Below are 24196 nucleotides of genomic sequence, written 5' to 3'. Positions count from 1 at the left end.
TCGGCCCCCGCCGCGGCAGAGTTCAGTAAGGAGCGACTAAGAAACTTGAGCGTTGGCGGCTCAGAAGGCGGGGCGGCGGAGCGCCGTCGCCGCTACCGCCGCCCCTTGACCAGCCAGGCGTGTTCCTCCACCCCAGCGGCCTGGTTCGCGGCGCGAGCCATCACAAAGAGGAGGTCAGAGACGCGGTTGAGGTAAACCTGCACATGCTCATTGATGGTCTCCTCGTGCGCCAGGCGGATGACCTCGCGCTCGGCGCGGCGGGCGACCGTGCGGGCCACGTGCAGGGCCGCCGCGACGGGCGTGCCCCCCGGATGCACGAAGCCCGTAAAGGGCGGTGCACCCTCCTGGTAGCGGTCGATGAGCGCTTCGAGGTAGGCAACGTCCTCCGCGTCGATGCGGCTGAGGTTCTTCCCGTAGGGACTCTCTTGCCGAGTGGCGAGGTCGGCGCCGAGGTCAAAGAGCGCGTTTTGGAGGTACTCCAGGTCCGGGTCCAGCGTCTCTGGCCCCGGCGACCCTACCCCCAGCGCCCGCGCCAGTCCCACCGCCGAGTTGAGTTCGTCCACCGTGCCGTAGGCCTCGACCCGCACGTGCGCCTTGCTGACCCGGTCGGCCCCGTACAGCCCGGTAGAACCGCCGTCGCCCGTCTTGGTGTAGAGCTTCATGGGGCATAGGGTAGTGGGTTGTGGGGAGTGGGGAGTAGGCAAGGGGGCTTAGGCCTCAGCCCAAGCCCCCTCTTCCCCTTCTTTACGCGCCCCTCTCCACTGCCCACTGACTACTGACCACTCCCTAGCTCCCCGCGCCGCCCCGTCCGTTCCGTCAGCTCGCGCACCCGCGCGGCGAGGTCGGGCGTGAGGTCGCCTTCCCGGAAACGCCACGTCCAGTTGTGCGGCCCGGTCGTGCCCGGCAGGTTCATGCGGGCCTCGGTGCCCAGGTTCAGCAGGTCCTGAAGGGGCACCACGGCGAGGTTGGCGCGGCTGCCAAAAGCCAGCTCGGTGAGCTGCCAGGCGAAGGTGTCCTCGCGGGGGTCCGAGTGGGTGTACACCCGGAAGTTGTGCCGCTCCTGCTCGGAGGCTGACCCCCACCAGCCCCGCGAGGTGTCGTTGTCGTGGGTGCCAGTGTAGACGACCTGATTTTCGCGCAGGTTGTGCGGCAGGAAGTCATTCACTGAGAAGTCGCCGCCCCCAAAAGCGAACTGCAAGACCGCCATCCCCGGCAAGCCGAGGTCGTCGCGCAGAGCTTCGACGTCGGGCGTAATCACGCCCAGGTCTTCCGCGATGACCGGGAGTCCGCCCAGCGCCCCCCGCACTGCTTCCAGCATCTCGCGGCCCCGCGCCGGGACCCACGCGCCGTGAATCGCCGTCTGTGCTGGAAAAGGAATCTCCCACGAGGCCGCAAAGCCCCGGAAGTGGTCGATGCGGATGAGGTCGTAAAGCCGCAGGCTGCCCTGAAAGCGGCGAATCCACCAGGCGTACCCGTCTTCTGCCATCACGTCCCAGCGGTAGAGCGGATTGCCCCACAGTTGCCCCGTCTCCGAGAAGTAATCCGGCGGCACGCCCGCAACGACCGTGGGCTGACCGCGGTCGTCAAACTTGAAGACCTCGCGCTCGGCCCAGGCGTCGCTGGAGTCGAGGGCCACAAAAATCGGAATGTCCCCGATAATCTGCACGCCCCGTTCGCGGGCGTACTCGCGCAGCGCCCCCCACTGCCGGAAAAACAGGAACTGCCCAAAGGCTACCCGCTCGGTCTCGGCGGCCAGCCGCTCCTGGGCCGTCGCCAGCGCCCCCGCCTCGCGGTCCCGCAGTTCGGGTGCCCACTCGTTCCAGGGAGCGCCGCCGTGCTCGTCCTTGAGGGCCATGAAGAGGGCGTAGTCGGACAGCCACCCCGCCTCCTGCTGCTGGAAGGTAGCGAACTCGGCCCGCAACCCCGGCACTTCTCCTGCGGCGAAACGGGCGTAGGCGCGGCCCAGCATTCGGTTGCGCCACACGTACTGAAGGCCAAAATCCACCCGCTCGGCACGGAAGTTCGGCTGGTCCGCGAAGTCGGCCTCCGCGAGCAGCCCTTCTTCGCGCAGGACCGCGAGGTCGATGAGATAGGGATTTCCGGCAAAGGCGCTAAACGCCTGATACGGGCTGTCGCCGTACCCGGTGGGGCCGAGGGGCAGCACCTGCCAGGCCCGCTGCCCAGCGGCCACCAGCCAGTCGATAAAGGCGCGGGCCGCCGTCCCCAGTTCGCCGATGCCGTAGGGTCCGGGCAGGCTGGTGGGGTGCAGCAGCACGCCGCTGGAACGTTGCAGAGTCATGGATAAGCCTCCAAAAGGGGGTGGGGCGGGGAAAGGAACAAGCTGGAAGCACTTCCAGCGCCGTGGGCCGCATTGTACCCATTCATCCCATTCCGCCCCACCCTATGGGGTGCTCGGCCTTCAGCGGAGCAGGGGAAGAGCGCCGCCAAGCAACCGGGTTCTGGGAGCGGAGCCGCGCCCCGCTCAGCGGTACGTGACTTCCAGAACCTCGAACTGGACCGTTCCCTTGGGCAGCGGCACGGGCACCACGTCCCCCTCGCGGCGGCCCAGCAGGGCCTGACCGATGGGGCTGGCGTCGCTAATCTTGCCCTTGAGGACGTCGACCTCGTAGGTGCCCACCAGTTCAAACTCCCGCTCTTGGCCCCTTTCGTCGCGCACCCGCACGCGGGCGCCAAGGCCGATGCCGCCGGAAGAGTCCTCGGCCACAATGAGGGCGCGTTCGAGCTGGTCTTCAATCTCCAGGATGCGGGCCTCGTTCTCGCTTTGCTGCATGCGGGCCTCGTCGTAGGCAGCGCTCTCGCGCAGGTCGCCGTCCGCAATGGCCGACCCCATGTACTCGCTAATCTGCTCGCGCCGGGTGGTCTTCAAGAACTCCAGCGTCTCACGCAGCTTGTCGTAGCCGCGCTGGGTCATGGTGATGCGCTCTTTCGTCATAGCGGCCCAGTATAGGAAAAGCGGCGGGGGAGTGGGGAGACGCCGCCGACCCTCGCCGGGGAGGCCCCCTCCCCGCGGGCAGGTGCCCCAGGCGACCCTAGAACCCTGACCCCGCCCGCGTCACCATCAGCCGGACCTCATGCGGGCTGGTGGCCGCCGCGAGCGCCTCGTCAAGGTGAATCAGCCCGTGCTGATAGAGCTGCACGAGATGTTGGTCAAAGGTGTGCATCCCGCGGATGTTGTCCTCCATCAGGGCGCTCTTGATAAGGGGGGTTTTCTCCTCATCCTTGATGTAGTCCTGAATCAGCGGCGTATTGAGCAGGATTTCGGTCCCCAGCACCCGGCCCGCGCCGTCGGCTCTGGCCAGGAGGCGCTGGCTGACGATACCGACGAGCGATTCGGCAAGTTGCACCCGCACCTGGTCGCGTTCGTGGGGGGGGAAGAAGTCGATGATGCGGTTCACGCTGCGAATGGCGTCCTGGGTGTGCAGGGTGGAGAGCACGAGGTGCCCGGTCTGCGCCGCCGAGAGCGCGGCTTCGACGGTGTCCTTGTCGCGCATCTCCCCAATCATGATGACGTCGGGGTCTTGCCGCAGGGCGTACTTCAGCGCGGTGCGAAAGTCGCGGGTGTCGGGGCCGATTTCGCGCTGCACGACGAGACTTCTGGCGTGGCGGTGCAGGTACTCGATGGGGTCTTCGATGGTGATGATGTGCCGGGCGTGGGTGCGGTTGATGTGGTCGATGAGCGCGGCGAGGGTGGTGCTTTTGCCGCTGCCCGTCGGCCCGGTCACGAGGACCAACCCCCGTGGCGCGTCTGCCAAGGAGCGCAGCACGTCGGCGGGCAACCCCAGGGTGTCAAAGCTGGGGATGTGCTCGTTGACGGTGCGCATCACGATGCCGACCACTCCGCGCTGCTTGAAGACGTTGCAGCGGAAGCGGCCCAGCCCCGGCACGCTGTAGGCGAGGTCGATTTCCTGGCCGTAGCTCACGTCCTCCCACTGTTCGGGCGAGAGAATCGCCTGCGCGAGGGCGGAGGTGTCGGCGGGCATCAAGACCTCTTCGCCAAAGGGCCGCAGCTCTCCGTTCAGCCTCCCGACCGGAGGGCTGCCGACCTGAAGGTGCACGTCGGAAGCCCGGCGGGAGACCATCTCGCGCAGCAACTCTTCGAGGGTCAGCATCCGGGGGCCGCCTCCGCAGCGGCAAAGAGGGGCAGATTGTCAATCAGCCGGACGCCAAACAGCCGGGCGGCCACGAGCACGCGGGTCATGGGGTCATTCTCCACGCGGGGTCTTTCGCGCATGTCACCGTCCACCACCGCGAGGTAGTCGAGGGTGAGGTCCGGTTCCTGGGCCAGCACCGCAAGGCCCGCCCGCCGCAGCGCCGCCGTATCCCGCTCGCCCGCCGCTGCCGCCGCCTGCACCGCCCGCAGCGCCCGGTACAGCACTGCCGCCCGCGCCCGCTCTGGGGGGGTGAGGTAGCTGTTGCGGCTGCTCAGGGCCAGCCCCGACGCCTCGCGCACGGTGGGCACCCCGACAATCTCGACGGGCACCGCGAGGTCACGCACCATGCGCCGCACCACCGCGAGCTGTTGCCAGTCCTTTTCCCCGAAATAGGCCCGCTCTGGCCCCACGAGGTTCAGCAGCTTGAGGACCACCGTCGCTACCCCCTCAAAGTGGCCGGGCCGCGACTCGCCCTCCAGCACCTCCGCCACGCCCCCCACCCGCACGGTGGTCGCGTGGCCGGGGGGGTACATCACTCCCGCGTCTGGGTGAAAGAGCAGGTCGGCCCCCGCCCCCCCCGCGAGCGCGAGGTCACGCTCCAGGTCGCGGGGGTAGCGCGAGAGGTCCTCGTTTGGCCCGAACTGGGTCGGATTGACAAACACGCTGACCGCCACCACGTCGCACTCGGCGCGGGCGCGGCGGATGAGTTCGGCGTGCCCCCCGTGCAGGTACCCCATCGTGGGCACGAACCCCACCCGGCCCCGCCCGGCGAGCGCGGGCCGCACCCCGGCAGGGTCGCGCACGAGCTGGGGGGTCAACCCCGTCTCCCGTCGAGGCCCAGGGCACGGACCACAGCGTCCAGCAGCCAGGAAATCACCGCGAGCACCAGCGCCCCCACAACCGCCGCCCCGAAGCCCGCCACGTCCAGCGCCGTCACGCTCGCCACCAGCCACAGCACCACCCCGTTCACCACCAGGGTAAAGAGGCCCAGCGTCAGCACGTTGACCGGCAGGCTGAGCAGCAGCAGCACCGGGCGAATCAGGGCATTCACGATGCCGAGCACGAGCGCGGCGAGCAGGATGCTCACCCCGTCCGCCCCCGGCGCGAACCTGACCCCGCCGTACACCCGTGTCACGAGGTACAGCGCCAGCGCGTTGACCAGCAGCCGAATCAAAAAGCCCATGCCCGGAGGATAGACCGGGCGCGGGCTTCCGGGGGACTCCGCTTACGCCAGCCGCACGACCCGCGCCTCGTGGGGCCGCAGCTCCGCTCCCGCCTCCGGCGTGTCGCCCCGGCTGCTCAGCAGCGTCTGGCCGGGGCCGACCTCGACCGCCCGCGCCTCCGGGCCGAAGTTCAGCAGTACCGCCAGCCGCTCCTCCCCCAGGGTGCGCTCGTAGGCGAAGACGTCCGCGTGCCCGGTCTCCAGCGAGCGGTACTCGCCTTCCACCAGCGCCGGATGCTCGCGCCGCAGCCGGGTCAGCGCCCGGAAGTAGTGCAGGTCGCTCGCGGGGTCGGCTTCTTGCGCGGCGACATTGACCTCCCGGAAGTTCTCGGCGACCGGCAGCCAGGGCGTCACCCCCTGGGGCGCAAAGCCCGCGTTTGGCGAGGCGTCCCACTGCATCGGGGTGCGCTCCGGGTCGCGGCTCGCGCTGGGGACGTCGGGCTGCTGGAGGCCCGCCGGGTCGACCATCCGGTCCGGCGGCACCGGGACGTTCTCCATGCCAATCTCGTCGCCGTAGTAGGCGGTTGGGGTGCCGCGCAGCGTGAGCAGCAGCGTCTGCGCGACCCGGTACTGCTCGGCCCCCACCCGCGAGCGGAAGCGGTGCTGGTCGTGGTTGCCGAGCACCCAGTTGGGCCAGGAGTGCGCCTCCCGGCAGGCGGCGTCGTAGCCATCCACAAAGGCGCGAATCTCGCGGGCGTCCCAGGGGGTCAGGATGAGGTGAAAGTTGAAGGGCAGGTGCGCGAGTGGCTCTGCGGGGGTGCCGCTGTAGCGCAGCAGCTGCTCGGTGGGCAGGTAAATCTCGCCCACCATCATGCGGTCCTCGAACTCGTCAAGCACCTCCCGCATCATCCGCACATAGCGCAGGGTCTGGGGCTGGTCGTTGGTGTAGATGTGCAGCGTCTGTGCGTACTCAATCATGCCGGGCCGCCAGTCGGGGTTGGGCGGCTCGTCGAGGAAACGCTCGTCCTCGGCGAGCAGGTTGAGCACGTCCACCCGGAAGCCGTCCACCCCCCGCCGCAGCCAGAAGCGCAGCACCTCCAGCATCGCGGCCTGCACGTCGGGGTTTGCCCAGTTGAGGTCGGGCTGCGACGGCAGGAACTGGTGGAGGTAGTACTGCCCGCTTGCCTCGTCGAGCGTCCACGCCGGGCCGCCGAAGTGCGACTTCCAGTTGTTGGGCGGCCCGCCATCCGGAGCCGGGTCGCGCCAAACGTACCAGTCGCGCCTCGCGCTGTCGCGTCCGGTCAGGGCCTCCCGAAACCAGGGATGGTCGCTGGAGGTGTGGTTGGGCACGTAGTCCAGCATTACCTTCAGGCCGAGGCGGTGCGCTTCGGCCACCAGCGCGTCAAAATCCTCCAGGGTCCCGAACAGCGGGTCAATGTCGCAGTAGTCGGCCACGTCGTACCCGAAGTCACGCATGGGCGATACGAAGATGGGGGAGAGCCACACCGCCTCCACCCCCAGCGAGGCCACGTAGGGCAGCCGCCGGGTGATGCCGCGCAGGTCGCCCACCCCGTCGCCGGAATCGTCCTGAAAGGAGCGGGGGTAAATCTGGTAGATGATGCCGCGCTGCCACCATTTCAGTTCGCTGGGCTGTGGGTCGGGGGAGGGTTGGGTCATGTCGCCCAGGGTAGTGCGTGTGCAGGCTGCGGACGCCGCGTGTCTACTCAGGGCGGTGAGGAAGGGCCGCCCCAGCCCCTAGCGGTGAGCCTCAATCACGATGGTGCCGCCCTGCAAGCGGGCGAGTTCGGCCCCCTCGTTGCCCTCCAGCCGCTTCATGTTGCCCAGGCCGCCGCCTTCCGGGGCGCGGGCCACGGCGTCCCCGATGCGAATCTGCGCCGAGGCGATGGGCCGCGCCCAGACGATGGCGTCCGCCTTGCCGCCGTATCCGGCATGGACCACCCCGCGCAGCGCCCCCATCACGATGACGTCGCCGCCCGCGACGATTTCGGCGCCTGGATTCACGTCGCCCAGGATGACCACGCTGCCCCGGTACTCGCCGCGGAAGCCCGCGCGAACGCCGTGGGGTAGGATGACCGTGCGGGCGCTGCCTTCCTCGCCCTCGGCAGTGGGGGCGGTCACGGTCACGCGGGGGGCGCGGACCCGGCCTGGCGTGCCCCCCGCCTCCCGAATCGCGGCAAGCGCGGCTTCGAGGGCGGCGGGGTCGGCGTCGCCCGCTACCTCCAGGGTGACGTGGGCGGCAAGCAGCTCGGCACGGGGCGAGAGGGCCTGCGCCACACTGCTGGCCGTGTCGCCCGGTTCGAGAAGGAGGTTTATGCCGCCCAGCGTGCCGCGAAGCTTCATCGGCGCTACTTTACTCGCCCGCAGGCGGGGGAGCTTCACACTCGGCCCATGGGGGGCCAGCATGGTATAGAATGTGGCCCATGCTGATTTTGGAGGGCACCCTTGGTGCAGCTTGATCCCGGCGCGGTCGTTGAGGGCCGCGTCACGCGCGTGACCGACTTCGGGGCGTTCATCCAGTTCGAGAACGGTGAGACGGGGCTGGTCCATATCTCGCAAATCGCCCACTCCTTCGTTCGCAACATCCACGACCACGTCCGCGAAGGCGAGACGATTGAGGTCAAGGTGCTGGGCCGCGATGAGCGGGGCCGCCTCGACCTGTCCATCAAGGAGCTGTTGGAAGAACCGGAGGAGCTGCCCCGCCCCCGCGCCATCGGTCGCCAAAGCCCGCAGTTCGAGGCCAAGCTGCGCTCCTTTATGCGGGACGCCAAGGAGCGCACCACGGGGGGCGGCGGCAAGCGCGGCGCGCCTGGCGGCAAGCGCCGCAAGTAGCCCCCCTGCCGCTTCCCCTCCGAACACCCGCCGCGCTTCCCCGCACGCCGGGTGTTTTTCCTTTGCAGGAGGTACCCAGATGACCCAAGAGACGCCAGCGGACCTCATCGTGGTGGGGGCGGGCCTCGCCGGGCTGGTGGCCGCCGCCGAAGCTGCCGATGCCGGGCGGCGGGTGCTGCTGCTCGACCAGGAGGGCGAACAGAACCTTGGCGGACAGGCCTACTGGTCCTTTGGGGGCCTCTTTCTGGTGGACTCGCCTGAGCAGCGGCGGCTGGGCATCCGCGACTCGCGCGAGCTGGCCTGGACCGACTGGCTGGGCACGGCGGGCTTTGACCGCCCCGAAGACCACTGGCCCAGGGCCTGGGCCGAGGCCTACGTGGACTTCGCAGCGGGCGAAAAGCGGAGTTGGCTGACGGGGATGGGCCTGCGCTTCTTCCCGGCGGTGGGCTGGGCCGAGCGCGGCTTTCAGGGGGCGGGCGGCCCCGGCAACTCGGTGCCGCGCTTTCACATCACCTGGGGCACCGGGCCGGGTGTGCTGGAGCCGTTCGTGCGGCGGGTGCAGGCGCACGCGGCGGCAGGACGCGTCCAGATGCGCTTTCGTCATCGGGTGCGCGGCCTGATGGAAGAGGGCGGCGCGGTGGTCGGCGTGCGCGGCGACGTGCTGGAGCCGTCGGACGTGGGCCGGGGCGAGGCGAGTTCCCGCGTCGTCGTGGACGACTTCGCCTTGCGGGCGGGCGCGGTCATCGTGACCTCCGGGGGGCTGGGGGGCAACCTCGCCAGGGTGCGGCGCAACTGGCCGGCAGCGAGGCTGGGACCGCCCCCGGCTTTCCTCCTCAGCGGGGTGCCCCAGCATGTCGACGGCGAGTTGCAGGCCCAGGTCGCCGCCCAGGGGGCCAGCCTGATTCACCCTGACCGCATGTGGCACTACACCGAGGGGCTGCGCAACTGGAACCCGGTCTGGCCGGGGCACGGCATCCGGGTGTTGCCGGGGCCGAGCAGCCTGTGGCTGGACCCGACCGGGCGGCGGCTGCCGCACCCGCACTTCCCCGGCGCGGACACGCTGGGCACGCTGTCGTACATCACCCGCCAGGGCTACCCCTACACCTGGTTTTTGCTCAACCGGACCATCCTCAAAAAGGAGTTCGCCCTCTCCGGCTCCGAGCAAAACCCCGACCTGACGGGCCGCGACCTGCGGCGCACCCTGGGCCGGGTGGGGCGGGCGGTGCAAGCTCCGGTGCAGGCTTTTCTCGACCACGGCGAGGATTTCGTGACCGCCCCCGACCTGCCCGGCCTCGTCGCGGGCATGAACCGCCTCACCGGAACGGACCTCGTCGACCTCGCCACCGTCGAGCGCGAGGTGCGCGAGCGAGACCTCCAGGTGGCCAACCGGGCGGGCAAGGACCCGCAGCTCGCGCTGGTGCGGGGGGCGCGGGCACTCGTCGGCGAGCGGCTCTTGCGGGTGGCCCCGCCCGCACCGCTCCTCGACCCCGCCCATGGCCCCCTCGTCGCTGTCCGCATGAACATCCTGACCCGTAAGACGCTGGGCGGCCTGGAGACTGACCTCCAGGGCCGGGTGCTGCGGCCTGGCGGCGACCCCATCCCCGGCCTGTACGCGGCGGGCGAGGTCGCAGGCTTCGGCGGCGGCGGCATGCACGGCTACCGCTCGCTGGAGGGGACTTTCCTGGGAGGGTGCCTCTTTTCCGGGCGGGTGGCTGGCCGGGCGAGCGCAGCGTCGGTGTAGGCTGGGCCGTTCACCCATAACAGCCTCCCCGCGCCCCTTTAACCGCCGCATAACCGCCCTGGGGCAGACTCGCCCCATGAAGAAGAACCTCTCGCTGCTGGCTCTGACGGGCACCCTGGCCCTCGGCACGTTTGTGGGCTTTGAACTCTCTGAACGCACCAGCGCTCAGGTCACCCGCAGCGTGCCCGTCCCCTCGGCCCCGGCGACCTCCGGCACCCCCGCCGCCCAGGCCGCCCGCACCCAGTCCGAGCTGAACACCGTGGAAGTCGTCAAGGCCCGGCAAGACGGCGTGGTCTATATCGAGGTCACCGACCGGGGCGGTGATACCAGCCCGCAGGCGCAACTGCGGCGCGACTTGCAGGAGCGCTTCGGCTTTGAGCTGCCCCAGCAGGGGCCGCAGCAGAGCGCGGGCAGCGGCTTTTTTGTAAACGCGCAGGGCGACATCCTGACGAACAACCACGTCGTGGAGGGAGCCGACGAAATCACCATTCGGCTGCATGGTCGCCGGGAGTCCTACCGGGCGAAGGTGGTGGGCCGCGCGCCCGACTTTGACCTCGCCCTCATTCGCGCCGAGGGCCTGCCCGCCGGGGCCATCCAGCCCATCCCGCTGGGGCAGATGGACGGGCTGGAGGTGGGCCTCAAGGCCATCGCCCTCGGTGCCCCCTTCGGGCTTCAGTTCAGCGTCTCGGAGGGCATCATCTCCAGCCTGGAGCGCACCGTTCCGGTGGGGGCCAAGGGGGTCGCGCAAAACGTCATTCAGACGGACGCGGCCATCAATCCCGGCAACTCCGGGGGGCCGCTGCTGGACTCTGCGGGTCAGGTCATCGGGGTGAACACCCAGATTCTGACCGGGGGCGTCGGCCAAAGCGCGGGCGTGGGCTTTGCGATTCCGGTGGACACCGTGCGCCGCCTGCTTCCGCAGCTTCAGCGCGGCGGCGAGGTCAAGACGCCCACCCTGGGCCTGGGTTTCCGGGATGTGGCGAGCTTCACCGCCGAGGAGCGTCAGCGGGCGGGCCTGCCCCAGCAGGGTGCGTTGGTCCTGCAGGTCTATCCCGGCAGCCCCGCCGAGCGGGCCGGATTGCGCGGCAGCAGCGCTTCCGCCGTGCTGGATGGCGACGTCATCATCGCCGTAGACGGCCAGCCGCTGGAGGACGCCGCCGACCTACCCCGCGCCGTGATAGGCAAGCAAATCGGGGACACCCTGCGCCTCACCGTGCGGCGCAGCGGCCAAACCCGCGAGGTGACGGTGCCCCTGCAAGCCTTTGCCCTGCCCGAAAGTGGGGAATAACCCATCGGGGGAAGAGGGCCGGGGGCGTCCGTGCCCCAGCCCCCTCCCCGTACTGTCCTCACTCCACCGGAAACGCCTGGTCCAGGGCCTCCAGCAGCGCCTGGGGATGGTCATAGACGGGGTCGTGTTCCTCCACCCCCGGATGCCCGCCGCAGCGCAGCAGCACGCAGGGCACCCCGGCTTTGCGGGCGGCCTCCGCGTCGTAGGGGGTATCGCCCACCATCAGCGTGGCCTCAGCGGGCAGGCCCAGGGTGCGTAGCCCGGCCTGGACGAGGTCGGGGTCGGGCTTGCTGTTCTCCACGTCGGTGCTGCTGACGCGCTCTAGCTCCAGGTCGTCGAGGCCAATCTGCCGCAAGAGGGCGTCTACGACCTCGGCCTCGCCGCTTGTCGCCAGGACGACCCGCAGGCCGCGTGCCCGCAGGCCCTCGACCAGGGCGCGGGCGCCGGGGGTGGGCCGCAGGTCGGGGATCAGCTCCTGAAAGTGCCGGACCCAGCCTTCGGTCATCCGCTGGCCCCGCTCGCTCTCGGCGTCTAGACCAGTCAGCTCTGGCACCAGCTTGTCACCGCCCATCCCGATGAGGGGAAAGATGGCTTCCGGCGACTTCTCAAACCCCTCATCGCGCAGCGCCGCTGCCCAAGCGCGGGCGTGCGCGTGGTTAGAGTCAGCGAGGGTGCCGTCAACGTCGAGGAGAACGCCGCGCAAGCGTTCCGGACTCAGCAGGTCATGGTGGGTCACCGCGCCAGCCTAGGAGTGGGGACGGGCCAGCTGCCTCGTGGTTTCCTTGAGCGTCCCTTGAGCCAGCCGCAAGACTTGCGTCAGAGAGCGGGGGAACCGCACACTGCTCTCATGACGCGTGCTCGCCGTGCTTCTTCGTCCGCTGACCTCCCCGCCGCCCCGTCCGGACTGGTGGTCGTCACCGGTGCGGCGCGGGGCATTGGCCGCGCCATCACCGAACTGTATGCCGAGCGGGGCCACCGGGTCCTGGGGGTTGACCTCACCTTGCCGCCCGCCCTGCGGGGGCACCTGCGCCTGCGCGCTGACGTCAGCACCGCTGCCGGGCGCGAGCGCATCGTGCGGGTGGCGCGCGATGAGGGCGGGGTCGCCGTGCTCGTCAACAACGCGGCCTTTCAGGGCGCGCCCGGCAGCGTGCTGGAAGTCAGCGAGCGGGGCTGGAGCCGCACCCTCAGCGTGAACCTCACGGCCCCGCTGCTGCTGACGCGGGCTTTGATTGACCTGATGCCGCCGGGGAGTGCCGTGGTCAACGTGGCCTCGGTGCAGGGCCTATTTGCTGAGCAGAACAATGCCGCCTACAACGCGAGCAAGGGCGGGCTGGTCAACCTCACCCGCGCCATGAGCCTCGACCTCGCCCCGCGGGGTGTGCGGGTCAATGCAGTTGCTCCCGGTGCCATCGCCACCGAAAGCGTGTTGGCCGCCATCGCCGACTCGGATGACCCCCAACAAACCCGCCGTGACTACGAGGACCTTCATGCCCTGCGGCGGCTGGGCGAGCCGCGTGAGGTCGCGCAGGCGGTGTACTTCCTGGGCAGCGCGGAAGCCAGCTTCCTGACCGGGGCCATCGTGCCCGTCGACGGCGGCATGACCGCCAGCTTCATGATGGCGGGGCGGCCCGTCTAGGCCTACGCCAAAGCGAGGAGCGAAGCCACTCATGCTCCGCCCCTCGCTGAGAACTCCGGTGAACATGGGGAAGGGGGTGGGTCAGCTCCGTTCCTGCTCGCCTCGCCGCCACCCCAGCAGCACCACGATGAGCGTGAAGGCTATCATCGCCAACACGGGGATGGTGAGGACCGAGTTGAGGCCCGCCAAGCCGCCCCCCCAGACCGGCCAGTGCACGTCGCAGGGGACAGCGTTGTTGGCGCTGCACACCCGCAAGACCGGAATCACGCCCCAGTCTTCCAGGTTCTGAATCAGGGCGATGAGCCAGCCGACGGCGGCCAGCGGCAGCGCGTAGGTCCGAATGCCCAAGTCGCCGCGCAGGGCCGCCAGCCCCAGGAGCAGCGCGAGCGGATACATGGCAATCCGCTGGTACCAGCACAGCACGCAGGGCGCAAAGCCCCGGACCTCGCTGAAGTACAAGCTGCCCAGGGTCGCGACCAGCGCGACGACCCAGGCGAGGTACAGGCGGTTGTCGCGGGTCACCGGGCCTCAGTTCTGGGATGCCGCGTCGATGGCCCGGCCCACGGTCGCCGCGTCATAGCTGTCCAGCGCCCGGCCATTGACAAAGACGGTTGGGGTGCCCCCCACGTTGGCGCGGCGGGCCTGCGCCGTATCTGCCTCCACGGCAGCGGCGGTCTCGTCGTTGTCCAGGCAGGTGGAAAACCGCGCTTGGTCGAGGCCCTCGACGTTTTGCGCGAGTTCCTTGAGACGCGACTTGGAGGCCCAGACTTGGCTTTCCGGTCCCTGCGCCCGGAAAATGATTTTCGACAGCGCGTCATAGGCTTCGCTGCCGCCCTGCACAAACGCGCATTCCACAGCCTGGGCCGCGAACTTGCTGTCGTTTTCGGGCAGGCGGGCGGCCTCGGCGAGGAAGGGGAAGTTCATGGGTACCAGCCGGGCCTTGCCCGTATCGAGGTACTGGGCGCGAATCTGGGGCAAGAACTCTTCTTCAAAGCGCTTGCAGTTGGGGCACTTAAAGTCTTCAAAGACGACCACCGTGACGGGCGCGTCCGCTTGTCCCAGGATGGGTTGGCCCTGCAGGTCGAAGTTGACGGTCTGTCCGTTCCCTCTGTCAGAGTTGCCGCGCACCGCGTACACGGCGAGGGCGATGAGAAGGGCGGCGATCAGGGTACCGATCACCAGCACCGTGCGGTTCTGGTTGTTGCCTTGCAATCGGGTCACCCCTGGAGTCTAGAGCAACTCGCCCCCGGATGCGGCAGGCCCCAGGCCCCGCCGAGGTGGAGCGCTCAGCCGGGCCGCGGCGCGTCGGGTGCGTCGGCGGGAGGGGGGTCGGGAAACTCAAAGGTCACGGCGGCCAGGGGGACCGCAGCGGCGGGCGCTGTACCCTGCCGGTGCCGTTGCTGCGCTCGCGCTCGCCGCCGCAACAGCGCTGTGGTCACCTGCCGCAGCAGGCTGACGCCCAGCCCCACGGCCATCCCCAGCAGGGCGCTGCGCAAAAAGGCGGGGTCTTCAGGCAGGGTCAGCCCCGCGTCCAGCTTGCTGCCGAAGCGGGCCACCGCCAAGAGCGGCAGGGCAAACATCGCTGCCGCAAAGGGGAGCACAAACGGCCCCCCGGAATGCTTGACGAGGAGGGCCGCCAGCAGCGCTCCCCCCACCAGCGGCACGATGACGCTCCATCCGGCAGGCTCCGGCGCGGGCGCGACGAAGGCCAGCCCCCCCAGCAGCACGCCAAGATACCCGAACCACCCCCCGAACTCGTCGGCGAGCAGGGTGAGGAGCACCCACGCGAGCAGCAGCGCGGGCCACGCGCCGGGAGTCCACATCAGCCAGGCGAGCAGCCCCAGCAGCGCCCAACCGCCCAAGAGCCGCAGCCCCGTGCGCAGGCCAGAGCGGTCCCGCGCCGGGCGAGTCGCCGGAGCCTGGGGCGTCCCGCTCACGCGGCCCCCGCTTTCTTGCCCCGGCCCCTGCGGGCGGGCGCAGTCGCGACGAGGTCAGCGGGCGCTTGACCCCCAGCGGGCACGATGCCCGGCACCCGGCGCAGGTACTCTCCGGTGTGGCTCGTGGGGTGCGCGGCCACCTGTTCGGGGGTGCCCGTCGCCACAACCGTGCCCCCCCGCACGCCGCCTTCCGGTCCCAAGTCGATGATGTGGTCCGCGCACTTCATCACATCGAGATTATGCTCGATGACCACCAGGGTGTTGCCGCCCTCGGCGAGTCGGTCGAGCACGCCGAGCAGTTTGCGGACATCCTCGAAGTGCAGGCCGGTCGTCGGCTCGTCAAGGATGTAAATCGTCTTGCCCGTCGCCCGCTTGGACAACTCCGAGGCCAGCTTGATGCGCTGCGCCTCGCCGCCAGAGAGGGTCGTCGAGGGCTGCCCAATCTTCATGTAGCCCAGCCCGACGTCGCACAGCAGGCTCATTTTGCGCTCGATGGCGGGAATCGCCTCAAAGAACTCGCGGGCCGCCTCGACCGTCAGGTCAAGCACCTCGGCGATATTCTTGCCGCCATACTTCACCTCCAGCGTCTCGCGGTTGTAGCGTGCCCCCTTGCAGACCTCGCAGGGCACGTAGAGGTCGGGGAGGAAGTTCATCTCGATTTTCATCACCCCGTCGCCCTTGCAATGCTCGCAGCGCCCGCCCTTCACGTTGAAGGAGAAGCGGCCCGACTGGTACCCGCGCCGCCGCGCTTCGGGCGTGCGGGTAAAGAGGTCGCGGATTTCGGTGAAGACGCCCGTGTAGGTGGCCGGGTTGCTTCTGGGCGTGCGCCCGATAGGGCTTTGGTCAATCTCAATCACCTTGTCGAGGTGCTCCATGCCCTCGATGCGCTCAAAGCGGCCCGGATTGGTCTTGGCACGGTTGAGTTCACGGGCCAGCGTGGCGTGCAGGATGTCGTGAATCAGGGTGGACTTGCCCGAGCCGCTTGGCCCGGTCACAACCGTCATGGTGCCCAGCGGAATCTCGACGGTCACGTCCCGGAGGTTGTGCTCGCGGGCACCCACAATCCGCAGCTTTTTGCCATTGCCCCGGCGGCGCACAGCCGGCACTTCAATCTTGAGTTCGCCGCGCAGGTACTGCCCGGTCAGGCTGGCGGGGTTCTCGCGCACCTCGCCCGGCGTGCCCACCGCCACAATCTCGCCGCCGTGCACGCCCGCGCCCGGCCCCATATCGACGAGGTAGTCGGCCTCCAGCATGGTGTCCTCGTCGTGCTCGACGACGATAAGGGTGTTGCCCAGGTCGCGCAGGTTCTTCAGGGTCCCAATGAGGCGCCCGTTGTCCTTGGGATGCAGGCCGATGGACGGCTCGTCGAGCACGTACAGCACCCCGGTCAGGCCCGACCCCACCTGGGTCGCCAGCCGGATGCGCTGGGCCTCGCCGCCCGACAGCGTGTTCGCGGTGCGGTCAAGGCTGAGGTAATCCAGCCCCACATCCACCAAAAACTTCAGCCGGGTGCGAATGGCCCGCAGGATGGGGGCCGCCACCGCCGCCCCAAACTCGCCCAGCCCGTACTCGTAGCGCCGGGGGGCGTGCGCCCGCGCCGTGCCGCCGAGGTGCTCTCCCAGGTGCGGGGCGATGGCGTCGTGGTCCAGCGTGCCCTCCTGCAAGCGCCCAAAGTAGGCGTCGGCCTCCAGCACGCTCATGCCGCTCGCCTGCGCGATGTTCAGGCCGCCCACCCGCACGGCCAGGATTTCAGGCTTGTAGCGGGTGCCGCCGCAGGTCGGGCAGGGGCGCAGCTCCATCAACTCTTCGAGCTTCTCGCGCATGTACTCGGACTCGGTGTCGGCGTAGCGGCGCTCCAGGTTGGGCAACACTCCCTCAAACTCGGTCATGAAGCGCAGCGTCTCCTTGCCCCCCCGGCGGTACACCACCTCGAACGGCTCGCCGGGGCCGTAGAGGACAGCTTTCTTCGCCGCGTCCGGCAGGTCGCGCCAGGGGGTCTTCAGGTCAAAGCCCAGGTGCTCGGCAAGCGCCTTGAGCTTGTCCCAGTAGTAGACGCCGCCCCCCGTGCCCTTTTTGCTCCAGGGCAAAATCGCGCCCTCCGCGATGCTCAGGTGCTCGTCGACCACCAGGTCGGGCGAGAACTCGTTCTTGTGGCCCAGCCCGGCGCAGTCGCCGCAAGCCCCGTAGGGCGAGTTAAAGGAAAAAGAACGTGGTTCGAGTTCCTCAAGCACGCTGCCATGTTCGGGGCAGGCGAAGCGCTCGGAGTACAGTTCCTCGTGGGCGCTCCCGCCCTCACCCGCTTCGGGCAGCAGTACCCGCAGCAGGCCCTCGCCCCGCCTCAAACCGAGTTCCACGCTCTCCGCGACCCGGCTCCGGTCGCTCTCGCGCAGGGTGAGGCGGTCGACAACCACGTCCACGTCGTGCTTCTCGAACTTTTCCAGCTTGAGCTTCTCGGCTTCCTCCAGCTCGTACAGCACGCCGTCGACCCGCACCCGTGAAAAGCCCTCACGCCGCAGGTCCGCGAGCAGCTTGCGGTACTCGCCCTTGCGCCCGCGCACCACCGGAGCGAGCAAGATGGCGCGGGCGTCCGGGAACTGCGCGAGCAGCCGGGCTGTGATTTCGCTCGGCGACTGCTTCTCGATTTTGCGCCCGCACAGGGGGCAATACGGGGTGCCCACCCGCGCATACAGCAGGCGCAGGTAGTCGTGAATCTCGGTCACGGTACCCACCGTGCTGCGGGGGTTGTGGCTGGTCGTCTTCTGGTCGATGGAGATGGCCGGGGACAGCCCTTCGATGCCGTCCACATCGGGCTTGTCCATCAGGCCCAGAAACTGCCGGGCATAGGCCGAAAGGCTTTCCACGTAGCGGCGCTGGCCTTCGGCATAGATGGTGTCAAAGGCGAGCGTGCTTTTGCCGCTGCCCGATACCCCCGTGATGACCACGAACTTGTCTCGTGGCAGCTCCACCGTGACGTTTTTGAGGTTGTGTTCGCGGGCGCCGCGCACCACCAGATGCTGGTTTTGCAAGCTGGAAACTCCTTTGGGGCGGCGGCCTACCGGCACGGGCCAGCGCCGCCGGGGGATTCTGCTGCGTGCGTAAGGACGGGTCTGCCCTTCGCTCTGAAACGGGCCATTCTAGCACCTGCTTGCGGGGGAGGGGGCAGGGCAGGTGCGGGGGGAAGAGGCCAAAGCGAACCGGGCCGCCCCGGAAGGAAGCGGCCCAGGAGGAGGGAGGGGAAAAGCCTCAGCGGGTGCTGGGAACCTTAATCTCGCCCTTGATGATGCGCTGCTTGATGGCCTCGACGCGGGCAATCTGGGTGCTGGGAATCAGGGCGCGGTTGTACTGGTCGACCGCGTAGCCGACGCCGTTTTCCTTGAGACCGAAGCGGCGCTCGCCACCCTTGAAGCGGCCATTCTTGACGTCGTTAATCAGGGCGTACACGGCGTTGTCCACCCGCTTGAGCATGGAGGTCAGGCCGTGGTTCATCGTGGCGGGGTTGCCGTCAAAGTCGCCGAGGTAGTTCTGGTTGGAGTCTACGCCGATGAAGAACATCGGGCGAGTGTTGCCCGCGCAGGCCTTGGTGTACGAGGCGCTCTTGCGGACGTTGGCGAAGTTGTTGCTGTTAAACTTCACGCCCGCAGGCAGGTTGGCCGCCTTGAGGCACTGGGTCTGCTTGACGTAGTCGATGACCCCGTTGCCGCTGCCGCCCGCCGCCGCGAAGATGATGTCGGCCCCACGCGAGCGCATGGAAGCCGCAATCTCCTTGGCGCGGCCAGGGTTGTTCCAGGCGTCGGGGGTGGTGCCCACGTACTGAGCGATGACGCGGGCCTTGGGGTTGGCAGCGAGCACGCCCGCCCGGTACCCCGCCTCGAACTTGTGGATGAGGGGGATGTCCATGCCGCCGACAAAACCCACCACGCCCGTCGAGGAGTTCAGCCCGGCGAGGTAGCCCACCAGGTAGCTGCCTTCTTGCTCGGCAAAGACCATCGAGGCGACATTCTTGGCCGGGGACACGTCGTCAACCAGGCCGAAGTACAGGTCGGGGTTTTCCCTGGCGACCTGGGTGATGCTGGCGTTGTTGGCAAAGCCCACGCCGATGGTGAGGTCAAAGCCCTGGTTGGCGAAGTTGCGGATGCCCTGGATGGTCTGGCTGGGGTCGGACGGCTCGAAGTCGTTCAGGCGAATGCCCAGGTTCTTCTGAGCACGCACGCCGCCCTCATAGGCGGACTGGTTGAAGCTCTTGTCAAACTTGCCGCCCGCGTCGTAGACCATACCGACGCGAATGGTCCCCTGGGCCGCAGCGAGGGAGGCCGTGGCGGCAACCGCCAGGGCGATGGTCACAACTTTCTTCATGTTTCCTCCGGTGGAGTGGAACGGTGCAGTGCTATGGGACCCAGCCTCAGCCTTCAGCGGATGCTTGCGTCATGCGGCTCCTTGGACCCAGCCCAGAGTATACGGAATCCAGCGGGTGTCTAGACCTGGAGATGGGTCACCTTTCCGCCCCGCCTACCCTCCGATGGGTGAACGTAGCCTGAGGGACCCTTAGGACAAGCTTGGCCTTTTCTTGAGCGGCAGGAGCGGTGCAGACGCGTCTCCCTGTGCTCAGCGCCCGCGGCAAGACCCCAGCGGCGAATGCTCTAGGCTACCCTTTATGACCGAGGCCGCTCCCGGCACCCCCCCCAGCGTCCCCCCCAGCGAGGCGACCCAGGCCGACTACCTGGCCCTGCGTGCGGAGGTCGAGCGCCACGCCCGCGCCTACCACGAACTTGACGACCCGGAGATTCCCGACGACGAATACGACCGGATGGTTCGCACCCTGCGCGAGCTGGAGCAAGCGCACCCCGAATGGGTGGGGGAGAGCACGCCCACCCAGACCGTCGGCGGGGCACCGAGCGCGGCCTTCTTGCCGGTGACTCACCCCACTCCGATGACCAGCCTCGACAACGCCTTTAATGACGACGAGCTGCGCGAGTGGCAGGAGAAGCTGGCCCGCGCCCTGGGGCTGCTGCCTGACATGGACGATTTCACCTACACGGGCGAACTCAAGGTGGACGGTCTAAGCGTGAATCTGTACTACGTGGATGGGGTCTTGCAGTGGGCCGCCACGCGGGGCAACGGTCAGGTGGGCGAACTCGTCACCGAGCAGGTCCTCACTGTGCCGGGCATTCCCCGCGAGCTGCCGGGGCTGCGGGGCGAGCTGGAGGTGCGCGGCGAAGTTTACCTCTCGCGGGCCGACTTTGCCGCTTACAACGCCCGCGCCGAGGAACTTGGCCTGCCGCTGCTGAAAAACCCCCGCAACGGGGCTGCCGGAGCACTCCGGCAAAAAGACCCGGAGGTGACTCGCTCACGCGGTCTCAAGGCGGTGTTCTACGGCCTGGGCAAGCGCGATGGGGTGCCCGTGCGCACCCAGACCGAGCTGCTCGCGTGGCTGGCGGCGCAGGGCTTTCCGACAAGCGCCCACGCGGAAACCTTGCGCGGCATCGGGGCCGCCACCGACTACCACCGCCGCATGACGGCGCAGCGCTCCTCGTTCGAGTTTGACGCGGACGGCACCGTGCTCAAGCTCGATTCTCTCGCCCTCCAGGAAGAGGCGGGCTTCACCAGCCGCGCCCCCCGCTGGGCGGTCGCCTACAAGTTCCCGGTCGAGGAGGTCGAGACGGTGCTCGAAGACATCGTCATCAACGTGGGCCGCACCGGGAAGCTCGCGCCCCTCGCGCACCTCGCCCCCCGCCTCATCGAGGGCAGCACGGTCAGCCGCGCCACCCTCCACAACGAGGATTACATCCGGAACCTGGACCTGCGGATTGGCGACACCGTCGTCGTGCGCAAGGCGGGCGGGGTGATTCCCCAGATTCTGCGGGTGGTGCTGGACAAGCGGCCCCCGGAGGCCCAGCCCTATGTTTTCCCAACCCACTGCCCCGAATGCGGGCATGAGGCGGTGCGGGGGGGGGGCGACGCCAACACCTACTGCCCCAACCCCGCCTGCCCCGCCCAGCAGTTCGAACGGCTGCGGCACTTCGTGAGCCGGGGGGCGATGGACGTGCGCGGGCTGGGCGAAAAGCTGATTGGGCAACTCCTCGCCGCCGGGCTGGTGCGCGACGCCGCCGACTTCTACCACCTCACCGCGGCGCAGCTCGCCGCCCTGGAGCGCAGCGGCGAGAAAAAGGCCGCCAACGTGCTGGAGCAACTGGAGGCCAGCAAAACCCGCCCGCTGTGGCGCCTGATTCACGCCCTGGGCATTCCGCACGTCGGCGAGCGCGGGGCGCAGGCATTGGCCCGCGCCTTCGGCACACTGGACGCGCTTCTTGCGGCCACCCCAGAGCAGATTGAGGCGGTGCCCGGCATGGGGGGGGTCCTCGCGGAAAGCGTCACCGCCGCCCTCGGAGACGAGACGATGCGCGACCTCCTGCGCCGCTTGCGGGAAGCCGGGGTCGCCCCGGTGGAGGAGGCGGCCCCGCGCGGTGACGCCCCCCTCGCTGGCCTCACCTTCGTCCTCACCGGAACCCTCTCGCGTCCCCGCGAGGCGCTCAAGGCCGAGCTGGAGGCGGCGGGTGCCCGCGTTGCGGGCAGCGTGACGAAAAAGACCTCCTACGTCGTCGCGGGTGAGGAGGCGGGGGGCAAGCTCACGCGGGCGCAGGAACTGGGCGTCCCGGTGCTGGACGAGGCGGGGCTGGGGGCGCTGCTCGCCGAGCGGGGCGTGTAGCAGGTGGCTGGTCGCGTCTGGGCCACCAGCCACTCGCCTCCCCCCCTCCCCCAGCTACACTGTCTCCCGATATGGACGTAGACATCAGCAAAAGTGTCCTGACGGACATCGCCGCCACGACGCTGGACGGCATCGAGGGCGTGGAGATCGCCGCCGCGCCCCTCAAGGTGGGCGAGGTGCTGCGCTCGCAGGGGGGGCCGCGCCGCCCCCGCGCCCTGCGGGTCACCCGCGAGGGCAACCAAGTCACCGTAGATGTCGGCCTGAACGTGGAGTATGGCCGCAGCCTCGTTGGGCTGGCGCGGCAAGCACAGGGGGCGGTGTGCGAGAACATCGAGCTGATGACCGGGCTGAAGGTGCGGGCCGTCAACGTCAGCGTGCTGGGCGTGACCCTGCCGCGTGAGGGGGCCGCTTGACCCGCCGCCGCGACCGTGCCCAGCCGCCCCTCGGCACCCGCCGTGCCGCCCGCGAGTTCGCCTTCCGGGTGCTGTTCGAGGCCGAGCGGGGGGGCGGGGCCGGGGCGGGGCTGCCCCTCGGTGCCATCTTCACCCGCGCCGAAGGGGCCATGCGCGAGGGCGACGACACCTTCCCGCCCCTCAGCGAGGAGGCGCTTGCCTTTGCCCGGCAACTCCTGGAGGGCTTAGAGACCCGCCGCACCGAGGTCGACGACCAGTTGCGCCGCACCATTCGCGGCTGGGACTTCGGGCAGATGGCCCAAACTGACCTCAACGTGCTGCGGCTGGCGACCTACGAGCTGCTCTACACCTCCGAGCCGCATCCCCCCGTCATCGAGAGCGCGGTGCGCATCGCCCGCAAGTTCGGCGGCGAGGATTCGGGCCGCTTTGTCAACGGGGTGCTGGGAGGCCTCAGCCGCACCCTATCGGGGAACCGGGACGCGTGACCGCGCAGCTGCTGGCCGGAGCACCCGCCGCCGCCGCCCTGCTCGCGGCCACCGCTGAACGCGCCCGCGCCCTGTCCCGGCCCCCCGGCCTCGCCCTGGTGCGCGTCGGCGATGACCCCGCCTCGGCGAGCTACGTGCGTGGCAAGGACCGCCGGGCGCGGGAGGCAGGGCTGCGCAGCACGGTCTACGCCCTGCCGGAGGAAACCTCGCAGACCGAACTGCTCTCCCTCCTCGCCGACCTGAACGCGGCCCCTGACGTGGACGGCATCCTGGTGCAACTTCCCCTCCCGCCCCACCTCGATGCGGCGGCGGTGCTGCGGGCGGTAGACCCCGCCAAGGACGTGGACGGCTTTCATCCCTGCAATGTGGGCGAGCTGTGGTCGGGGCGGCCCGGCCTGACCCCCTGCACCCCCGCCGGGGTGATGGCGCTGCTGGCGCACTACGGGATTCCCGTCGCGGGCCGCCGAGCTGCGGTGGTGGGCCGCAGCCTCATCGTGGGCCGACCGATGGCCGCGCTGCTGCTGGCCGCTGACGCGACGGTCACGCTGGCCCACCGCCAGACGCCCGACCTGGGGGCGGTCACGCGGGAAGCCGAGCTGCTCGTCGTGGCGGCGGGGCAGCCGCACCTCATCACGCCGGAGATGGTGCGGCCCGGCGCGGTCGTGGTGGATGTGGGCATCAACCGAGTCGTGGACGGGTCGGGAGCCGCCCACCTCACCGGAGACGTGCATCCGGCGGTGGCGGGGGTCGCCTCCGCCCTCACACCCGTGCCGGGGGGTGTCGGCCCGATGACGGTCGCCGCTCTGCTCGCCAACACCGTCGCCGCCGCCGAGCGCCGGAGCGCTCTTCCTGTTTGCCCATGACCCCTTCTCCCCTCGACGACCTGCTGGGCAACCGCTGGCTGTGGACGGCGGTGCTCGCCTCAACTGGAGCGCAGGTGCTCAAGGTGCTCCTCATTTTGCTGCTGGAGCGGCGCTGGCGGCCCGAAGCCTTTATGGAGACGGGGGGCATGCCCTCAAGCCACTCCGCGATGGTGGCGGCCCTGACGACCGGGGTGGCCCTCACCCAGGGGCTGGGCAGCCCCCTCTTTGCCGCCTGCGCCGTCTTTGCCCTCATCGTGATGTACGACGCGACGGGCGTGCGCCACTCCAGCGGCATGCAGGCCCGCTTGCTCAACGACCTCGTCGAGGAGCTGCGAACCGTCGTCCGCGAGGGCTTCGCGCCCCTGCCCCTGCGGGTGCTGCTGGGGCACACCTACCTCGAAGTGCTCGTGGGCACCCTGCTGGGGGTGGGCATGGCGTGGGTGGCCTTCCGAGTGCTGTAAGGGTCACCCGGCACCCACCTCACACCGCCGTCAGTCCCCGCACCGCCCCCTCGATAAGCTGCGCGAGGCGCTCCCGCGTGAAGGGCCGTTTGCCCTCCAGCAGCCCGGCCTCGCCCGCGTGCAGGTGCCAGTGCTTCGAGCCGCCCATGAGACGCAGCGAAATGCTCTTTAGGTCCACGTGCCGGGGGCTGACCGCCGCCACCAGCAGGGGCTGCCCCCCCGCCGTGAGGGCCACGCTCATCACCGTGGTGGGCAGGTCATAGGGCCGTTCCATGCGGTAGATGTAGTCGGGAAAGTCCGCGACCTTCTGAAAGCCCAAGCCCTGCGCCGCCGCTTCCGCTTCCAGCCACGAGAGAAGCTCGACCCATCCCGCGTACAGCCGCCCGTCATCTGCGTGTGCCATGTGTGGGGGCAGGATAGCAAGTGGCCAGCGGCCAGCCGTCAGCGGTTAGCTCCGGTCCGGGCGCCCCCTCGACTGCGGAGCT

24 protein-coding genes are annotated in these 24196 nt (G+C 69.3%); 9 read left to right on the top strand and 15 right to left on the bottom strand.

What is annotated here, in order from left to right; translation table 11 throughout:
• Positions 1 to 92: 92 nt before the first annotated feature.
• The 8 genes from H565_RS0109950 to H565_RS0109915 form a co-directional block, all read right to left on the bottom strand.
• Entirely contained in the window at positions 93 to 662 is a 570-nt protein-coding gene (locus H565_RS0109950) for a cob(I)yrinic acid a,c-diamide adenosyltransferase (RefSeq protein WP_027460893.1), read from the bottom strand.
• Positions 663 to 772: 110 nt separating this feature from the next.
• Positions 773 to 2299, bottom strand: a complete 1527-nt coding sequence (gene malQ, locus H565_RS0109945) for a 4-alpha-glucanotransferase (RefSeq protein WP_027460892.1) — start codon at positions 2297 to 2299, stop codon at positions 773 to 775.
• 183 nt (positions 2300 to 2482) lie between these two features.
• The gene (locus H565_RS0109940; RefSeq protein ID WP_027460891.1) at positions 2483 to 2953 is read right to left on the bottom strand and encodes a transcription elongation factor GreA; all 471 of its coding nucleotides are present in this window, start codon (positions 2951 to 2953) and stop codon (positions 2483 to 2485) included.
• Positions 2954 to 3050: 97 nt separating this feature from the next.
• Entirely contained in the window at positions 3051 to 4127 is a 1077-nt protein-coding gene (locus H565_RS0109935) for a type IV pilus twitching motility protein PilT (RefSeq protein ID WP_027460890.1), read from the bottom strand.
• A complete protein-coding gene (gene panC, locus H565_RS0109930) occupies positions 4124 to 4990 on the bottom strand; it encodes a pantoate--beta-alanine ligase (RefSeq protein ID WP_027460889.1) in 867 nt (288 codons plus the stop codon). Before panC ends, H565_RS0109935 begins: the two co-directional genes overlap by 4 nt.
• The gene (locus H565_RS0109925) at positions 4987 to 5355 is read right to left on the bottom strand and encodes a phage holin family protein (RefSeq protein ID WP_027460888.1); all 369 of its coding nucleotides are present in this window, start codon (positions 5353 to 5355) and stop codon (positions 4987 to 4989) included. Before H565_RS0109925 ends, panC begins: the two co-directional genes overlap by 4 nt.
• A gap of 42 nt (positions 5356 to 5397) precedes the next feature.
• Positions 5398 to 7011 (bottom strand): alpha-amylase family glycosyl hydrolase, encoded by a 1614-nt coding sequence (locus tag H565_RS0109920; RefSeq protein ID WP_027460887.1) that lies wholly within the window; start codon positions 7009 to 7011, stop codon positions 5398 to 5400.
• 78 nt (positions 7012 to 7089) lie between these two features.
• Positions 7090 to 7695 (bottom strand): septum site-determining protein MinC, encoded by a 606-nt coding sequence (locus H565_RS0109915; protein WP_027460886.1) that lies wholly within the window; start codon positions 7693 to 7695, stop codon positions 7090 to 7092.
• Between the two features lie 102 nt (positions 7696 to 7797).
• Between H565_RS0109915 and H565_RS0109910 the strand changes: the two genes are divergently transcribed.
• The 3 genes from H565_RS0109910 (at position 7798) to H565_RS0109900 (ending at position 11213) form a co-directional block, all read left to right on the top strand.
• Positions 7798 to 8184 (top strand): S1 RNA-binding domain-containing protein, encoded by a 387-nt coding sequence (locus H565_RS0109910; RefSeq protein WP_027460885.1) that lies wholly within the window; start codon positions 7798 to 7800, stop codon positions 8182 to 8184.
• A gap of 79 nt (positions 8185 to 8263) precedes the next feature.
• Entirely contained in the window at positions 8264 to 9925 is a 1662-nt protein-coding gene (locus tag H565_RS0109905) for an FAD-binding dehydrogenase (RefSeq protein WP_027460884.1), read from the top strand.
• A 76-nt stretch (positions 9926 to 10001) separates the two neighbouring features.
• Positions 10002 to 11213: a S1C family serine protease gene (locus tag H565_RS0109900; protein WP_027460883.1), complete on the top strand. Its 1212-nt coding sequence runs from the start codon at positions 10002 to 10004 to the stop codon at positions 11211 to 11213.
• Positions 11214 to 11271: 58 nt separating this feature from the next.
• Here the strand turns inward: H565_RS0109900 and H565_RS0109895 are convergent, their stop codons facing one another.
• Complete coding sequence (locus H565_RS0109895) at positions 11272 to 11949, bottom strand: HAD family hydrolase (protein WP_051363537.1); 678 nt, start codon at positions 11947 to 11949, stop codon at positions 11272 to 11274.
• Between the two features lie 111 nt (positions 11950 to 12060).
• On the opposite strand from H565_RS0109895, the gene H565_RS0109890 reads away from it, so the two are divergent.
• Positions 12061 to 12849 (top strand): SDR family NAD(P)-dependent oxidoreductase, encoded by a 789-nt coding sequence (locus H565_RS0109890; protein WP_051363536.1) that lies wholly within the window; start codon positions 12061 to 12063, stop codon positions 12847 to 12849.
• A gap of 81 nt (positions 12850 to 12930) precedes the next feature.
• Here the strand turns inward: H565_RS0109890 and H565_RS0109885 are convergent, their stop codons facing one another.
• From H565_RS0109885 to H565_RS0109865, 5 genes are all read right to left on the bottom strand, one after another.
• On the bottom strand, positions 12931 to 13371 hold the full coding sequence (locus tag H565_RS0109885; protein ID WP_027460880.1) for a disulfide bond formation protein B: 441 nt from the start codon (positions 13369 to 13371) through the stop codon (positions 12931 to 12933).
• A gap of 6 nt (positions 13372 to 13377) precedes the next feature.
• On the bottom strand, positions 13378 to 14070 hold the full coding sequence (locus H565_RS0109880; protein ID WP_027460879.1) for a DsbA family protein: 693 nt from the start codon (positions 14068 to 14070) through the stop codon (positions 13378 to 13380).
• A gap of 65 nt (positions 14071 to 14135) precedes the next feature.
• Positions 14136 to 14786, bottom strand: coding sequence for a hypothetical protein (locus H565_RS15060; RefSeq protein ID WP_051363535.1), 651 nt, complete (start codon positions 14784 to 14786; stop codon positions 14136 to 14138).
• Positions 14783 to 17812, bottom strand: a complete 3030-nt coding sequence (gene uvrA, locus H565_RS0109870; RefSeq protein WP_027460878.1) for an excinuclease ABC subunit UvrA — start codon at positions 17810 to 17812, stop codon at positions 14783 to 14785. Before uvrA ends, H565_RS15060 begins: the two co-directional genes overlap by 4 nt.
• Before the next feature lie 217 nt (positions 17813 to 18029).
• Positions 18030 to 19139: a BMP family lipoprotein gene (locus H565_RS0109865; RefSeq protein WP_027460877.1), complete on the bottom strand. Its 1110-nt coding sequence runs from the start codon at positions 19137 to 19139 to the stop codon at positions 18030 to 18032.
• Positions 19140 to 19437: 298 nt separating this feature from the next.
• On the opposite strand from H565_RS0109865, the gene ligA reads away from it, so the two are divergent.
• The 5 genes from ligA (at position 19438) to H565_RS0109840 (ending at position 23711) form a co-directional block, all read left to right on the top strand.
• Positions 19438 to 21489, top strand: a complete 2052-nt coding sequence (ligA, locus tag H565_RS0109860) for an NAD-dependent DNA ligase LigA (protein ID WP_027460876.1) — start codon at positions 19438 to 19440, stop codon at positions 21487 to 21489.
• 71 nt (positions 21490 to 21560) lie between these two features.
• The gene (locus tag H565_RS0109855) at positions 21561 to 21902 is read left to right on the top strand and encodes an Asp23/Gls24 family envelope stress response protein (RefSeq protein WP_034403128.1); all 342 of its coding nucleotides are present in this window, start codon (positions 21561 to 21563) and stop codon (positions 21900 to 21902) included.
• Complete coding sequence (gene nusB, locus H565_RS0109850; RefSeq protein ID WP_027460874.1) at positions 21899 to 22387, top strand: transcription antitermination factor NusB; 489 nt, start codon at positions 21899 to 21901, stop codon at positions 22385 to 22387. Before H565_RS0109855 ends, nusB begins: the two co-directional genes overlap by 4 nt.
• The gene (gene folD / locus H565_RS0109845; protein WP_027460873.1) at positions 22384 to 23250 is read left to right on the top strand and encodes a bifunctional methylenetetrahydrofolate dehydrogenase/methenyltetrahydrofolate cyclohydrolase FolD; all 867 of its coding nucleotides are present in this window, start codon (positions 22384 to 22386) and stop codon (positions 23248 to 23250) included. Before nusB ends, folD begins: the two co-directional genes overlap by 4 nt.
• The gene (locus H565_RS0109840) at positions 23247 to 23711 is read left to right on the top strand and encodes a divergent PAP2 family protein (RefSeq protein ID WP_027460872.1); all 465 of its coding nucleotides are present in this window, start codon (positions 23247 to 23249) and stop codon (positions 23709 to 23711) included. The genes folD and H565_RS0109840 overlap by 4 nt, the downstream gene beginning before the upstream one ends.
• 19 nt (positions 23712 to 23730) lie before the next feature.
• On the opposite strand, the gene H565_RS0109835 is transcribed toward H565_RS0109840, so the two are convergent.
• Positions 23731 to 24114, bottom strand: a complete 384-nt coding sequence (locus H565_RS0109835) for an NADH-quinone oxidoreductase subunit 15 (protein WP_027460871.1) — start codon at positions 24112 to 24114, stop codon at positions 23731 to 23733.
• Between the last annotated feature and the right edge of the window lie 82 nt (positions 24115 to 24196).

It is taken from the genome of Deinococcus murrayi DSM 11303, from assembly GCF_000482805.1.
In the GTDB taxonomy this organism is placed as follows: Bacteria; Deinococcota; Deinococci; order Deinococcales; family Deinococcaceae; genus Deinococcus; species Deinococcus murrayi.
This window is presented reverse-complemented; position numbering and strand designations above follow the sequence as displayed.